Origin of the sequence: Mesorhizobium sp. WSM3864, assembly GCF_002294955.1 — a bacterium.
Taxonomy (GTDB): Bacteria; Pseudomonadota; Alphaproteobacteria; order Rhizobiales; family Rhizobiaceae; genus Mesorhizobium.
Genome location: NZ_NSGD01000021.1, coordinates 1 through 14738, shown reverse-complemented (window position 1 = coordinate 14738; position 14738 = coordinate 1). Strand labels below are relative to the sequence as shown.

Here is a 14738-nt window from a genome sequence, read left to right as displayed (position 1 = left end):
CCATTTTCGCCTGTTTGGGCTGGCACAGATCGATACCGAAAGGGAAGGGCGAGCGCGTATGCGGCTGACGGGCACGATATTGGGCGCTGCGCTGCTGGCTTCGACCGCTGTCGCCGGGGCTCACCCGCACGTCTTTGCCGAGGCCAAGTTGGACGTGGAGGTCGAGGCGGGCCGGACCGTTAAAACGCTGAAGCACCTATGGCGTTTCGATGAACTCTTTTCCTCTACGGTTCTGATGGAGTTCGACAAGAACGCCGATCTCGTGCTCGACGCCAAGGAACTCGACGCCGCCGCACTTACCATCCATGCATCGCTTGCCGAATACAATTACTTCCAGATGGTCACCGTAGACGGCAAGGACGTGGCGATGGTGCCGCCCACCAGACTGAATACGAGCTATCAGAACCACCAACTCGTCCTGCAGTTCGAGACCCAGCCCAAAGCAGCGCTGCCGCTCGCAGGCAAGGTCAGCATCGGCGTTTATGATCCCACCTTCTATACGGCGATCGATTTCACGGACGATGAGAAGATCGCTGTAGCCGGACTGCCGCCGGGCTGTACGCGCGCGGTCGTGCGCCCCGATCCCAACATGGCGATCGCCCAAAACCAAAAGAGACTGACGGATGCTTTCTTCAGCGATCCGGCCGGCACTAATCTCGGCAAGATCTTTGCGACACGCCTCGAATTGACCTGCGTGTGACGGACTCCGCAGCTCGATGTTCCAGTACCTCGTCGAATTCCAGCGCACGATCTACCTGGCGCTCGCCGACCAGATCAAATTGCTGTCCAGCGGCGGTGACTGGCTGGGCTTCATGGCGTTCCTTCCGATGGGCGTCGTCTTCGGCGCCGCCCACGCGCTCACGCCCGGCCACAGCAAGGCGGTCTTGGCCACCTATCTTGCCGGCTCGAATGCCAAGGTCGCGCGTGGCCTGCTCGTTTCCATCACGTTGTCCCTCACTCATGTCACCATCGCCGTGATCATCGCCGCGTTTATGCCGGCACGGCGTTCATAACGCTGCCCAGCGGCCTCAGGGGACGGCTGTGGAAGCGTGTCGAGGAGGCCAGGGCCTCGAAGCCATCGCAGAGAGTGCCGAGCGCCTTCGCTGAAGATGTGGAATGGGTGAAGCCAGGCATCACCGGCCATGTGAAGTTCTTTCGCGGCGAGCATACGCTACGCCATGCGACACTGCAGGACTTTTGGGAAGAGTGATGTCGGCTGAAATTGTTGAGATAATTCAAGGCCTAGTGGACGCGGAAACTAAAGGCTGGGACGAGAAAGACATCGAGCCGTTCCTAGCCATGATCCATCCTGACATGGCGTGGCCATTTGCGCCGAACGCAGACGCGCAAATCGACTGGTGTTCGTCTTAGGTCGCTTCGACGAGGAGGCCTGGCGGAAAGGCTACAACGAGCTGTTTGCCGCCCATGACCTCATCCACAATCGCCGGACCACGGCTAAGATCGAAGTTGCCCCCACGGGAGACCGGTGGTCGACATCGACACCCTTTGGCGCAACAAAGCAACCGGTGCGGATTTTCGGTAGTGGGTCAGTTTGAAATTTCTATCGAGATGGATCGCCAAAGGTTGTCACGATAAGCCCGGCGACGCCAAATGCGCAGAGGTAGAGAATAACTCCGTATAACGCGACACGGCGTGCTGTACGTAAGCGAGGCGAGAAGAACTCAATCCTTGCCTTATTGATTCCTGGATGCTTGTACCATCGGATAATCCAGTCCTTGAGCGGACTATAGAGACCAACTGCCCACGTTATTCGAATAACTGCTACGACAACGGCTACCCAGCTTGCTGCCATAACAACGAAGCAGGTCGCGATTGGGATGATCAGTTGGGGATTGTCGGCCCATTCATACCGCAATGCTATCTCCGTTTTTTGTACGGACCGCGAGCCAGAGGTTTCTCTGCCTCTTTAGCCTCAATCAGCGCGACAATATCGCTGATTTCCCAAAGCTTGTCAGCAACGCCAGCAGCCATCGCTGGGGTAACGCGCAAAGTCTTATGAATGCGGACGAAGTTGCAATACATGAAGTGGAGAGCGACCGCGTTGGCGTGGGCTTCCACCTTCTTTGAGAAGCCGTTTGTCAGGCGCGTGAAGCGGCGCATATGCATCCGCATAGTGAGGTTCTGACGCTCGGCAAACGATGTGCTGACGTGCCTGGGATCGGGATTGCCTTCGATGGTTTCTTTGCGTGCGCCAGTGCATTCGGCGGGGCTGTAGCGGCCCTTGGCGCTATCCGGTGATGTGCCGTAAATCTTGACGAGCATGGCGTAATCAACGTCGCCACCGAAAGCACCTTCGACCGCTTCAAGGTACGCCCTGTGGCCGTCGCTAGTCAGCTGGACGCGGTTATTGAGACGGCGGGAAAGATCGTCAATGAAGGCCATGGCGTATTCGCTATCGCGACCGCCGACCAGCCACGACATGACAAGCTTGGTATCGGCATCGATAGCCGTCCAAGTCCAGGTATCGGCTGCCCATTCCGGTGCAGCCTTGGCGGCCCGGACGTTCTTTTCCTTAGCGTAGGTGAAGCTCCATATTTCATCGACCTGAACGCGCTTGCTGGTCAGGTTGCGAAGGGCTTCGTCCTGATAGGCAGCACACACCGCGCCAGCGTCCGAAAGCAGCTTGGCGACAGTGTTCTTGCTCATGCCCATAACGCGGGTGATGGCGCGGATCGACTGGCCTTCGCAGAGCAGGTGCAGGATTTTGGAACGGGTCGCGGTGTCGAGCTTGTTCATGAACCGACACTACGCTTTTCCGACGCATAGTCAAGCATAAAGGTCAGTTTGCGATTTTGCGCGGGTTGGCCTATAAGACGGAATCAGAGTGCGGGGGCACAGGGGCAAAGCATGGAATACAGGACACCGGGCCAATTGATTGAAGCGCTCTTGAACGAAAGGGGTTGGTCGCAGCGTTCGCTTGCCGTCATTTTGGTTAAGGGCGAAACGAGCATCAACAAATTGATTTCCGGGCAAAGCCGCGTCAGCGCGGAGATGGCTCTCGCGTTGGAAGAGGTTTTTGCAGTCGATGCCGAGCGATTCCTAGAGCTTCAGCACCAATACGATCTAGCCAAAGCCAGGATTGAAGCACGCCCCGATCCGGGGCGAGCAAACCGCGCCAAAATATACGGAGACCTTCCCGTAGCAAAAATGATTGAGCGCGGCTGGATCCAAGCAGAAGGCATCCGCGATACCGAAAATGTTGAGCGTGAACTACGCCGATTTTTTGGGGTCAATCGCTTGGAGGACGCCGAGATTATGCCGCACGCCGCGCGGAAAACTCAAACCAGTATTGAGGCAACGCCAGCACAAATGGCTTGGCTCTACAGGGTGAAATCCATTGCAGAAGGAATGCTGGTGGGGACCTACTCGCCAAAAGCCGTCGAAACCGCCATCGCGAACATAAAGCCCCTTTTGGGCCATCCTGAGCATATGCGGCGTGTTCCGCGCATCCTCGCGGAAGCCGGTATTAGGTTTGTAGTGGTTGAAGGGCTGCCCGGTGGCAAAATTGACGGTGTATGCCTTTGGCTCAACGAGCGATCTCCGGTTGTCGGAATGACACTTAGATTTGACCGCATCGACAACTTCATTTTCGTCCTGCGGCATGAGTTAGAGCACGTCAAGAATCGTGACGGCATGAACGGTGGAGCAATGCTGGACGTTGACCTTGGCGGCGATGTCCATGTGGAGCTGGAAACAACAGTAGCTCAGCAAGAGGTGATCGCAAATGCTGCCGCCGCCGAGTTTTGTATCCCGTCAAAAATGATGGACGCCTTCATTAAGCGAAAGGCGCCTTACTTTTCTGAGCGTGACCTCATTGGCTTTGCTCGAACAATGAAAGTCCACCCCGGCATTGTCGCTGGTCAGCTTCAACGAAGAACGGAGCAATACCACAAGTTCCGCCAACATCTGGTGAGTGTTCGTGAGTACATTATCCCAACAGCCGAAACGGATGGTTGGGGCGATATCCATCCAATCGAACCATAGGAACAAATCGACAATGGCCGGCCCAAAGACACTTCAAAAATTGATTGCTCTCTACCGGGTAAAGACCGGGGAGACGGAAATGGACCCTGCTAAAATTGCGGATTTTGCACTGGCAAATGGGGTAACTCTTCCGACCCCTGCGGACCCTAAGAAATTGCTTGTGCAGCAGATTAGCCAAGCGGCTCGCGAAGAAATGCGCGTTGATAGGACGACAGGACGCCCATATCGCGCGTATCACTCGCTGCCCGTACCGCAGGGCGGAGAGACCTTATTCTTCTGGATTGATATTGAAGACGCTTCGCGGGCTCAGATGGTTCGCTCCACCAATCGTCGCCGCGAACATGTAGTTGGCGAATTGGTGCAGCTTAGCTTTGATCTCGATCATTGGGCCGCGTCCAACCCCAACGAAGAGCCGATTGAAGCAGAGCTTGATTTCAGTCTGGACGTTGAATGGCGGAAGGCTTCGGACGAAGAGGATGGGGCGGCCTAGTCGCCCTTTTTCCAGCGAGCTTGTGCGGCAACGGTCGCAATTTCTGACCTTTGCTCTGGTGTCAGTGTTTTCGCGCGAGCCTTGCCGCCCTTAAGGCCGCCCTTGCGGGCGCTCGCGAGCGGCTTCTTATCTTCCGCCTCGCCTGTAGCGAGATTGACAATTGACTTCGCCAACTGGTTAGGATCGCGCGGGCGCTTTGGGTGCTTATCTGTCATGGCTTGAAGATGGCATGCGCTTCCGCCTATTTCCAGACGGAGCGTAGGCGAAACCGCCTATTGTGATCGGGGCGGAATTTCAAACTGACCCACTACCGGATTTTCATTGGAAGGGACGCGTCTGCAAAATCTATTCGAAGCTCCGAACGGGTGAATGGAAATTCTACTGGCAAACCAGCGCTCTCAATTTCCCGTCAAACCCAGAAGCGGCTAAGACAGGCACATAAATGGGGCTCCGAGTTTTCCTCAGCATGAGCGCGCGGGCTTTGAAATTTCTGGACCGATGGCTGGCAGAATCTGTTTGATCGCGTCTGGGCGGCGCTACGTATCTTCCGCGGTGCGCTCGGCGATCGCGAATGCTTGGGGGTTCTACACCTTTCTAAGATCGCCCTCAGCGTTTGAGATGATCGAGTAACAGGCCGCTCTCGCGATATCCTTTACCGACGCCCCGACCGAGGGTCGCCTCGACATCGCGCTGGACAGGCAAGCCGCAGAGGCCATCGTGAGCGCCATCGGCTCCAGGATCCAAGCTGGAAATCGCCTAGACCTAGAAAAGAAAGCCCGGTTGCGAGCCGGGCTGAAGGTCTTTTGAGGAGCCGGATGGGATATTCGGCATCGCTAATGTACGGCATAATCATGACGTTTGGATGAACCAGCGGGGCGAAGGTTTCAGCGTAGGGACCAAAGCGCCACCTGCTCCGAGGGGAACATTCCTACCAATGTCCTGGTTGAGTCTTGCGGCGTGTGTCTCCGGCAAGGCTCACCGCCGCGCTGGGGCGCCCCCCCCGGGAGCCTGTTCGCCATCCCTCAAGGCGGCGGGCTCTTGTTGCCGGAAAGACTCGCGACGGAGACAGGGCAATGAAGGCCGGCGACGGCAAGCCGGATGGCTCGCACAGGGATAAAGACATCCACCTTTTGGCAGCGCGGTTGGCAAAAGAGACGAGCGTATCGGAGGAGGAGGCGCGGGAGCTGATCCGGCTGATCGGCACGGATTGGAGTTCGCTGGTGCGAGAAGCGAAATTCCTCAAGAGCCGCCATTGAGCACGCGCGGCACGAACTTCCTGCATCAATGGCTCGCCAACAACCAGGCGGGCATGATGAGCGCGGACGTCCTGTCCATCGCCGAGTTGATCCAGGAACTGTTGGCCGACGCGAAGTCGCTTGGCATCAGCAGCACTGAACTCGAGGAGGACACCGGTAGCATCTATCAGGCGATCCTCGACGCCATCGTCCACCACGAAGGCGGGGCACCGGAGTAGCTAGTTCACGAAAGCCGCCCGGAAATGCCCGCCGCTTCGCTCATTAGCTGCGACGGTCGCGTTCCGGACCACTGGGGACTTTTCCTATGGCCGAAACCAGGCAAGAACTTAGCGACCGCGCGCGGGCGCACAAGCAATTGATCGTGCAGTTCCTAACCCGGGAAACTGGGATCACCGAAGCTCAAGCGCGCGAACTCACAGACATGATCGGCAATGCCCCGGCTTCGCTCGTTCGCGAGGCGCGGTTGCTGAAAAAGCTGTAGCGCGACCCAACAGAGCAGCGCTGCGAAGGCCCGTTAACAGATGTCCGTCACCCAGGCAACGGGGATCTATTCACTCTCTTCGTCGGCGGCATGAGAGGGGTGTACGCCGCCGGCTCTATCAACGATGCAGCCGAGGCGAAGGTTTCAGGGGAGGGACCAAAGCGTCAGCTCCTCAGAGTTCGGTCCCACCGCACGGAAGGGAACAATTCCATCAACCATCCCGTTGGGTGGCGCGGCGTGTGTCCCCGGCCAAGGTTCACCGCGCCGCGGGGGGCATTTTCCCCCGGAGCCCGTTCCCCCCCCTTCAGGCGAGCGGTCTTGCTTGTCGGAATCAGTGCAGGAACGCCGCGTGCGTGATACCGTCACCGTCAATGGCTCTTGCCGATGACATCCGCATGGTGCGCGGGCATGTTAGCCTGGGTAGACGACACATCGCCCAGCAGCGGGAGCACATAGCCCAATTGGAACGGCTCGAATCGCCGATCACCAAGGCGCTTGAATTCCTCGAACTTCTCGAAAGCATGCAGGAGCTTCACGAACAGCACCTGACGCGGCTGCTGGCAAAGGCGGAGCGGCACGATGCAGCCTAGACATGGCGTGCCCGGCTGCCGAAGAGGGACCTTGGGCGCACAGTTGGCTGTGGTGGAACGCACTCATCTAACTGCGGGGCGGCCTCTTTATTAGCTAAGCCTTACAAAATATTAATGTCGGTTCGCTGCAAAGACGCCGCATAATGCATCTCTGCCCCGGCTCGTAACGGGGTAAGAGGCCCGGCCTGATCTCTACGTCCCCCCACCCCGCGACAGGCCGGGTCCGCCTTGTCCTAAGTTGGGCCAACGCAGTCTCTCCGACTTCTCTGTCTGAACGGGGAACATCGCGACGGGTAAGCGGTAGGGGATTCGACGGCGCGGTTGGTGTCCCAGTTCTATCCGAGCCATCTAACAAAAAAGCAACGGGAGCCCGCTCGACCCTCCCACGAGCGGACTCTTGCCTTTCCAGCAATCATGTCTTCACAAGCCCATTTGATCGGGAACTGAACCCGGTTCCGGTAAGTTAATGCGCACCGCCGGTAACAGCCAAATGGATATCGGCGGCTGAGAGACAGCTCCCGTCTGCGACTGGAGGCGGCTATGTCCGATGACCCTGTCAATCCTTTCCCGCGCACACTCTATAATAATGACTTTCGGCTGGTCGCCCAGACAAGGGAAGCTATCGACCGGTCCCGTCAGAAATTGCGTGAAACCAGGCCGCTGGTTGACCCGCACCGGTTAAGCCCCCTTATCACCCGGAACGCGGTCTCGATCTCTGACACCAGGGATGGATGGCGCGTCGTGGTAGCGGAATGCGGTGTAGGCACGATCACTCGCTCATTCCGGGAGCGGGTGCCGGCCTTTAACTTTGCCGAAGCCCAGCTGATGCGGCTTGGTCTTGATAAGATGACGGACAACTGATCATCGGGCGGCCTGCATCCCGCGTTGGCGGATAACCGGGTGGAACAAAGGCCATTCGATCCGTTGGTCGCCAAGTGGGTTCGAACAATGGACGACACCGGCTATTTCCTGGCTGTCTACAACGAAACGCTCAGGCTTCGCGCCGAGCGCCAGCTGATACTGTCCGCCGTCAAGACTGAGCGGGAACGAGCGCAACGAGTCCGACTGGAAATCCAAGCCATCCGCGATAGTCAGATCGCGCCCCGCGAGGCCCAACCGGTCTAACCAACGGGCATCCGTAGCGGCTGGACACTCCGAGCACCCGCGCGCATTGTCTGCCACGGCGGGCCTGCCTCGATTGCCTGGCCACAACGGAAAGTTCGGCTGAGAGCGAGCGTTCCGGCGTTTGGGTATTGCAACGATTACGAGCAGCACATCGCTTGGGCTGAACGCATGATGGAGTCGCTCGCTTTGCAGGTCCCGAGCCATCAGAGCGAACTCGACCTCCCACAAGCTGATGACATCCGCATCAACGACCCGGCTCCGGTAATGCGCGCTGCCGGCGATGCAAGAGCTAGCCTCGATGACATTCGGCTTCCCGCCTCCGGTCCAAAGGGCGGGCCGGTGTTTAATTTTCGGTCGGAGGGCGACAGTTCGCAAACAGCAGGCACTGTCTTGTGCTGGCATCGGCCTTCTTCGAGTTCACCGGAACGAAGTACCCGAAGACGAAACATCGCTTTACGCTCAACGGCTCTCCGTTCATCGCGATACCCGGTCTTTGGCGAGAGAGGCGGCCGGCAGCAAGCCGCCGTCCTATTGAGCCGGATCGAGAGCTACCCCGAGCTCAGCGACAGAATCCGGATCCTTGCTCTACACTGGGACATTTCGTCGGCAACGCCTTGATCGACACCGGCTAGACCCGCGCGCCGTCTGCATCAAGGCCGGAGTGAGTTAATAAAGAAAATAGGCCGGTATTCCCCCGCACCGCGTCTCCCCATGGAACCGAGTCTGCCTGACCGACTTATGGGGAGGTGGGGCGCAACCCAGGTCGACATGACAACTTCCGCAAAGAAATGTCACCCGGCCGCGAGAACGCAATGAACTCGCGGCGAGCCAAGGCGCGCAACCGCTTTATCATCGTCATCGGCGCCTCGGCGGGTGCCGTCGAGCCGCTGAAGAAGATCGTGAGCGACTTGCCTGCGGATCTGCCGGCGGCCGTCTTTATCGTGCTTCATGTCGGCCAGGTCAGCTATCTGCCGGGAATTCTCGACCGGGCGGGAGCGCTGAAGGTCTCCGTCGCCAAGAACGGTGAGTCCTTCAAGGCCGGCAACATCTATGTGGCGCCGCCCGGCTTCCATCTTCTTCTGCATGACGATCACATGATGCTGCGCCGCGGCCCGCGCGAGAACCTCGCCCGGCCAGCGGTAGACCCTCTGTTCCGTTCGGCAGCGTTAAGCTATGGCGCCAGCGTGATCGGGGTGCTGCTGTCGGGCTCGCTTTCCGACGGCACCGCCGGCCTGAGGGCGATCAAGGCGGTCGGCGGCCTTGCGGTGATCCAGCATCCCAAGGATGCGCTGGTGCCTTCCATGGTGGAAAGCGCGCTGCGTTATGTCGACATCGATCTTTGCGAACCCGCCGCCAAGCTTGGCGGCTTGCTGGGGAGGCTGGCGGCCGAGCCGGCGGGCGAAACCTTGCTGGCCCCGCCAAGGGTCAGGCTGGAGGCCGCAATCGCGGCACAGGAGCATTCGACCATGCAAAAAGCAGATCGACTTGGCCAATTGTCGATGTTTACATGCCCGGAATGCCACGGGCCGCTGTGGGAGATCGAAGACGGTGACATGCTGCGCTATCGGTGCCATACCGGGCACGCTTTCACCGCCGATGCGATCATGGAGGCGCAGGCGATCGAGGCGGACGAGATCCTGTGGAGCCTGCTGCGGTCGCATCAGCAGCGGGCGGAGTTTGCCCGGCGCATGGCGGAGCGGGAGAAGACGCGACATCGCTCCCAACTCGCCAGCGAGTTCGGCAAGCGGGCGAGGGAATACGAAGCGGATGCCTCCGTCATCGAGCGCATCCTGGAAAGCAGGCGGACACAGGTAACAGGCAATGGCGCAGGCGGCGAGGAAGGCAAGCACAAGAAAGGCACGGACTAGCCCGCGCCAGGATGAGAGAGAGCCCGCGCTGTTCCCTGTCATCGGCATCGGCGCATCGGCCGGCGGCATCGCGGCGTTGCAGAAGTTCTTTCCGGAAGTGCCGGCCGACAGCGGCTTTGCCTATGTCGTGATCCAACACCTCGATGCCGAGCATGAGAGTGTGCTCGCGAGCATCATCCAGCGCTCCACCGCGATCGAAACGCAGACCGCGGTCGAAGGCGCGGAAGTCGAGCCGAACAACATCTACGTCATCCCGCCGGGCGTCTCGGTGACCATCCGGGGACAGCGTTTCAACATGGCCAAGATGGCCGCCACGCGCGCGAAGCGGACGCCGATCGACGATTTCTTCACGTCCCTGGCACAGGATCAAGGGGAGGATGCGGCCGGGCTGATCCTCTCCGGAACCGGCAGCGACGGCACGATCGGGCTCAGGGCAATAAAGGAACATGGCGGCCTAACGCTGGCGCAGCAGAGCGCCGAATATGATGGCATGATGCGCAGCGCCGTGCAGAGCGGCCTGGTTGACATGGTGCTGCCGGCCGAGGAGATGGCTGCGAAGCTCGTCGGCTATTTCAGCCACGCCAACCGCGATGAAAGCGAACGCGACCGCCGCAAGCGCGAGGTGGGCGAACAGCTTTCGCGGATCACGGGGCTGTTGCGTACGCGCACGGGCCATGATTTCAGCGGCTACAAGGACAACACCATCCTGCGGCGCATCCAACGCCGCATGCAGGTGCTGCAGATCGACGATCCGAATGAGTTCTACGAGCGGCTGCGCGACGAGCCGCAGCAGGTCGATCTCCTGTTCCAGGACCTGCTCATCGGCGTGACCAGCTTCTTCCGGGACCCGCAGGCCTTCGATACCCTAGAGAGCTTGGTTATTCCGAAGCTTTTCGAGGGCCGCAAGCCGGACGAGACGATCAGGGTGTGGGTGCCTGGCTGCGCCACGGGCGAGGAAGCGTATTCGATCGCGATGCTCTTGAGGGAGAACGCGCCGCGCGGCGCCGCCTCGCCCAAGCTGCAGATCTTTGCCACCGACATCGACGAGCGCGCGCTGGAAGTGGCGCGCGCCGGCCGCTATCCGACGACCGTCGCAAGCGACATCACGCCGAAGCGCCTGCAGGAATTCTTCTCGCGCGAGGACGGCACATATCGCGTTTCCGCTGAGTTGCGGGAAGCCTGTCTGTTCTCGGCGCACAATCTGTTGCGCGACCCGCCGTTTTCCAAGCTCGACCTCATCGCCTGCCGCAACCTCTTGATCTATATGGGGCCGGAGCTGCAGGAAAAAATCATCCCGATCTTCCACTATGCGCTGCGCAGCAACGGCTATCTCTTCCTCGGCTCGTCCGAGAACGTTACGCGCCATGCGCGCCTGTTCTCGACCATCGACAAGCCGACCCGCATTTTCCAGAAGCGCAGCGGGGTCGGCCAGCGCCTGCCCGAATTCCCGCTTGCCGCCGCGGCCAGGCAGGCTGTTCCGAGCACACGCCCGCGCGCAACGACAGGAACCCTGCAGGAGATTGCCGAGCGCTTGCTGGTCGAGCGCTATGCGCCGGCCTATGTGGTCGTCAGCGCCGCCGGCGAACTGATGCACAGCTCGGGCGGGACAGGCAAATATCTGGAACTTGCCGCAGGCGCTCCCGATCACAACGTGTTCTCCATGGCCCGTCGCGGGCTGCGCATGGATTTGCGCGCTGCGCTACACAAGGCCGTCAGCACCGGACAGGTGGCGGTGCAGAACAAGATTGCCGTCGGCACCAATGGCGGGCGCCAGACGATCAGCCTCGCCGTGCAGCCGTTGCCGGTCGAGGGCAATTCGGATCCGCTCTACATGCTGGTCTTCCGCGATATCGGCGGGATCAAGGCGGAGGCAGAGGACGAGCCCGTCCACACGAGCGACGATGTCGAAAGCGCCAACGTCAGTCAGCTCGAAAAGGAGCTGCGGGAGACCAAGGAACGGCTGCAGATCACGACGGAAGAGCTTGAATCCTCCAACGAGGAGTTGAAATCCTCCAACGAGGAGCTGTCTTCCATGAACGAGGAGCTGCAGTCGTCCAACGAGGAACTGGAGACCTCGAAGGAAGAACTCCAATCGATCAACGAGGAACTGCAGACCATCAATGCCGAGCTCAACATCCGCGTCGACGAGCTCACTCGCGCCAACAACGACATGTCCAACCTTCTCGAAAGCACACAGATCGCGACAGTGTTTGTGGACCGCGACCTCTGCATCAAGAGCTTCACTCCGGCGGCGCGCGATCTGTTCAGGCTGGTCGAAAGCGATGTCGGCCGGCCGCTCGCTCATGTGCGGCCGCGCTTTGCCGCCGACGGGCTGCAGCCCGACATGGAGCAGGTGCTGCAGCGGCTGGGAACAGTAGAAAGGCCGGTCCAAGGCACCGAAAGCGGCAAGCGTTATATCATGCGCGTCATGCCTTACCGGACGGTCGACAATGTCATTGCCGGCGTGGTCGTCACCTTCGTTGACGTCACCCGGGTTTCGCTGGCGGAAGAAAAAATCGGTGCGCTGTCGCACGACCTGCGCAACCGCCTCGAAAGTCTGGAGACTGTTCTCGACCTTGTGCCTGTCGGCATCTTCATCGCCGAAGACGGCGACGGCGATACCATCCGCGCCAATCGCCGCGCGGCCGAACTCGCCGGCCGGCGCGCCACGGATGGCAAGCTGACCACTGTGCCGGCCGGGCTCCCACTGATGATCAACGGCGCCGCGGTGGAAGCGAACGACCAGCCCTTGCAGAAGGCAATGCGAACGGGCAAGGCCGTGCCCGGCTATGAAGCGCGGATCGCGCGGACGGACGGCTCGAGCATCGACGTGATGATGTCGGCCAATCCGCTGTTCGACGAAACCGGCATGGTGCGCGGCGCGATCGCAGCCCTGGTCGACGTCTCGAACCACAAGGAAGCCGAGCGCGCTCAGGAGAGGCTGCTGCATGAGTTGCAGCATCGCGTGAAGAACATCCTCGCCACGATCACCGCGCTGGCGGCCCGCATGATCCGCTCGTCAAGCACGATGGGCGAATTCGCGACCTCGTTCCATGAGCGACTGCACGCGATGGCGCGCACGCATGAGGTCCTGTCGTCCCACAATTGGGGCGACGCCGACCTCGAGCAACTGCTCAGGGCGACATTTTCGCCCTACAACAGCACAGAACGCCAGAACCTCGTCCTCCATGGGGCGCCGTTTCATCTCGATGCGGCAACGGCGGCGGCGCTCGGCATGGTGTTCTTCGAGCTTGCCAGCAACGCCGCCAAATATGGCGCGCTTTCCGTCGACACCGGCCGCGTCGAAGTCTCCTGGGACGTTGTGAAGCCGGGCATGCTGTCGATCAGCTGGAAAGAAGTCGGCGGTCCGGCCGTGGAAGAACCATCCCGCAGGAATTTTGGAGTCGCCTTCATTCAGCAGAGTTTAGAGTACGAGTTGAGCGGGAGTGTCGAATTGAACTTCCGGCCCACCGGCCTGGAGTGCCTGCTTGAAATCCCCCTTGCCCGAACAGAAGCCTTCGAGCCCTTGCCCGGCCACGCATGAACAAGAGCGCTCCACTAGCCGACTTGGCGCGCTTATAGCGGACTGCGCGGACATGGCCCAAACTCCGCAGGGCTCAAAAGCCAAGTCGACCCGGCAGCATCTGGTTGTGCGATAATATAATCAGGACAGGCCGGTACGACGCTTCCTCTTCATAAGGACTCGCGAAATTAATCGTGTAGACATATACTCCGCTCGTTCGCGGGGAATGGTCTTCGCCCCCGCAATGAGGGCAACATGGCGAATTCAAAATCCTTGTCGGCAATGAATGCCGAAATCCTAAAATCAGCGTTTCACAAGGACAAGAAACTCCCCGAGAGCCAACGGCGAGACTTCGCTGCGGCACTCGTCGAAGGCGAGGCAATAATCGCCCGCCAGCGCGCTCTCATAGAAAAGCTTGCACGGGATGGGCATCCGACAGAGGAGGCCGAAGAATTCCTGCGCAAGTTCATGAAAACGCAAGCGGAGCACGTCGCCCACTGGGAACTGATATCAGGTCAGGCTGAATCGAAAAGCCCCAGCGCTGAGGGGGATCAGCACTAGGGGTTGAGGCATGTATGTACGCCGTACCAGCATGACCTTGCGTTAGGCCCATGGCGCTCCCTCTCCAAGCGGAGCAGGACCTAACCCTGGAGGTCTGGATGGTCGCAGCCTACATCAGTTGGGCATGGGCAACCGCTGGACGCCGCAAGAGCTGATCGAAGAGCGAATGTCCGTCACCGCCCGGCTGTCTCGACTGCTATCGCCATCAGAAGCTTGATATCCGGCGCCCCCCGATCGCCTCGGCCCTGACGCTCTCCGGCCGAAGATGAAACGCCGCGAAGTGCGGCACCAAGTGTGTCACGCTGACCTATTCGCCCGCCCCCAGCCCGAAAAACCTCACAAATGACCTCAGACGCCTACGCCGTCGGCGAGGGCAGGTCGGCTGGCGAGCTCGCTAACAAGACGGAGCTGGGCAGTTTGTCGCTCAGGGCTGCGGGGAATTGAGCCACCTTGAGTAGCCCGCCGGCTCCGGTCGGCCGGCATTTTGTTGATCCATGGAATCGAGCAATGCGGCGATGACCTCGGCCGGAGGTTGAGCGCCTATGAAGCTGCGAACAAGCCCATTTGCACGTCTTTCCCAGTCTTGGCGCGGAAGACAATCTTCTACGACCGAACGCCGGAAGACTTCTCGGATGACGTCAAAGTCAAAAGCGGAAATGAAGTTCGCAGAGCGCTTAGTCATGATCTCCTCGTGGAGTTGAGTTCCTTCTAAGCGGCCGTGTCCGGTCGACGCTGGGGCGACAACAGGACCTATATCGGCACCGCTGACGTCGGTCGCTCACATTTGTTGCATTGCTAAGAAAGATGACGACCGCCGAGCGGGGCGGGGGCTGGGGGGG

14 protein-coding genes and 1 pseudogene are annotated in these 14738 nt (G+C 59.9%); 12 read left to right on the top strand and 3 right to left on the bottom strand.

What is annotated here, in order from left to right:
* The first annotated feature begins 58 nt into the window (after positions 1 to 58).
* The gene (locus CK215_RS26460) at positions 59 to 700 is read left to right on the top strand and encodes a DUF1007 family protein (protein WP_095832694.1); all 642 of its coding nucleotides are present in this window, start codon (positions 59 to 61) and stop codon (positions 698 to 700) included.
* Between the two features lie 16 nt (positions 701 to 716).
* A pseudogene (locus CK215_RS26455) lies at positions 717 to 992 on the top strand (ABC transporter permease); the annotation flags it as partial.
* A gap of 886 nt (positions 993 to 1878) precedes the next feature.
* Here the strand turns inward: CK215_RS26455 and CK215_RS26450 are convergent.
* Entirely contained in the window at positions 1879 to 2757 is an 879-nt protein-coding gene (locus CK215_RS26450) for a DDE-type integrase/transposase/recombinase (protein ID WP_095832646.1), read from the bottom strand.
* Positions 2758 to 2868: 111 nt separating this feature from the next.
* On the opposite strand from CK215_RS26450, the gene CK215_RS26445 reads away from it, so the two are divergent.
* Both CK215_RS26445 and CK215_RS26440 read left to right on the top strand, forming a co-directional pair.
* Positions 2869 to 4005, top strand: coding sequence for a HigA family addiction module antitoxin (locus CK215_RS26445; protein ID WP_095832645.1), 1137 nt, complete (start codon positions 2869 to 2871; stop codon positions 4003 to 4005).
* Positions 4006 to 4018: 13 nt separating this feature from the next.
* Entirely contained in the window at positions 4019 to 4495 is a 477-nt protein-coding gene (locus CK215_RS26440) for a hypothetical protein (protein WP_095832644.1), read from the top strand.
* On the opposite strand, the gene CK215_RS26435 is transcribed toward CK215_RS26440, so the two are convergent.
* Positions 4492 to 4710, bottom strand: coding sequence for a histone H1 (locus CK215_RS26435; protein ID WP_095832643.1), 219 nt, complete (start codon positions 4708 to 4710; stop codon positions 4492 to 4494). The two genes, CK215_RS26440 and CK215_RS26435, sit on opposite strands and share 4 nt — an antisense overlap.
* An 858-nt stretch (positions 4711 to 5568) precedes the next feature.
* Between CK215_RS26435 and CK215_RS26430 the strand changes: the two genes are divergently transcribed.
* The 3 genes from CK215_RS26430 (at position 5569) to CK215_RS31475 (ending at position 6232) form a co-directional block, all read left to right on the top strand.
* A complete protein-coding gene (locus tag CK215_RS26430; protein ID WP_095832642.1) occupies positions 5569 to 5751 on the top strand; it encodes a hypothetical protein in 183 nt (60 codons plus the stop codon).
* Positions 5748 to 5969, top strand: a complete 222-nt coding sequence (locus CK215_RS26425; protein ID WP_095832641.1) for a DUF768 domain-containing protein — start codon at positions 5748 to 5750, stop codon at positions 5967 to 5969. Before CK215_RS26430 ends, CK215_RS26425 begins: the two co-directional genes overlap by 4 nt.
* An 86-nt stretch (positions 5970 to 6055) precedes the next feature.
* The gene (locus CK215_RS31475) at positions 6056 to 6232 is read left to right on the top strand and encodes a hypothetical protein (RefSeq protein ID WP_170950406.1); all 177 of its coding nucleotides are present in this window, start codon (positions 6056 to 6058) and stop codon (positions 6230 to 6232) included.
* A 368-nt stretch (positions 6233 to 6600) separates the two neighbouring features.
* Here the strand turns inward: CK215_RS31475 and CK215_RS31470 are convergent, their stop codons facing one another.
* Complete coding sequence (locus tag CK215_RS31470) at positions 6601 to 6810, bottom strand: hypothetical protein (RefSeq protein ID WP_170950405.1); 210 nt, start codon at positions 6808 to 6810, stop codon at positions 6601 to 6603.
* Between the two features lie 552 nt (positions 6811 to 7362).
* Here CK215_RS31470 and CK215_RS26420 point away from each other — a divergent pair.
* The 5 genes from CK215_RS26420 to CK215_RS26400 all read left to right on the top strand — a co-directional run bounded on the left by CK215_RS26420 (position 7363) and on the right by CK215_RS26400 (position 13899).
* Complete coding sequence (locus CK215_RS26420; RefSeq protein WP_095832640.1) at positions 7363 to 7683, top strand: hypothetical protein; 321 nt, start codon at positions 7363 to 7365, stop codon at positions 7681 to 7683.
* 87 nt (positions 7684 to 7770) lie between these two features.
* The gene (locus CK215_RS31465; RefSeq protein ID WP_170950404.1) at positions 7771 to 7947 is read left to right on the top strand and encodes a hypothetical protein; all 177 of its coding nucleotides are present in this window, start codon (positions 7771 to 7773) and stop codon (positions 7945 to 7947) included.
* An 812-nt stretch (positions 7948 to 8759) separates the two neighbouring features.
* A complete protein-coding gene (locus CK215_RS26410) occupies positions 8760 to 9815 on the top strand; it encodes a chemotaxis protein CheB (protein ID WP_245418824.1) in 1056 nt (351 codons plus the stop codon).
* A complete protein-coding gene (locus CK215_RS26405) occupies positions 9769 to 13359 on the top strand; it encodes a CheR family methyltransferase (RefSeq protein WP_095832638.1) in 3591 nt (1196 codons plus the stop codon). Before CK215_RS26410 ends, CK215_RS26405 begins: the two co-directional genes overlap by 47 nt.
* Before the next feature lie 234 nt (positions 13360 to 13593).
* The gene (locus CK215_RS26400; protein ID WP_141245539.1) at positions 13594 to 13899 is read left to right on the top strand and encodes a hypothetical protein; all 306 of its coding nucleotides are present in this window, start codon (positions 13594 to 13596) and stop codon (positions 13897 to 13899) included.
* Positions 13900 to 14738: the final 839 nt, after the last annotated feature.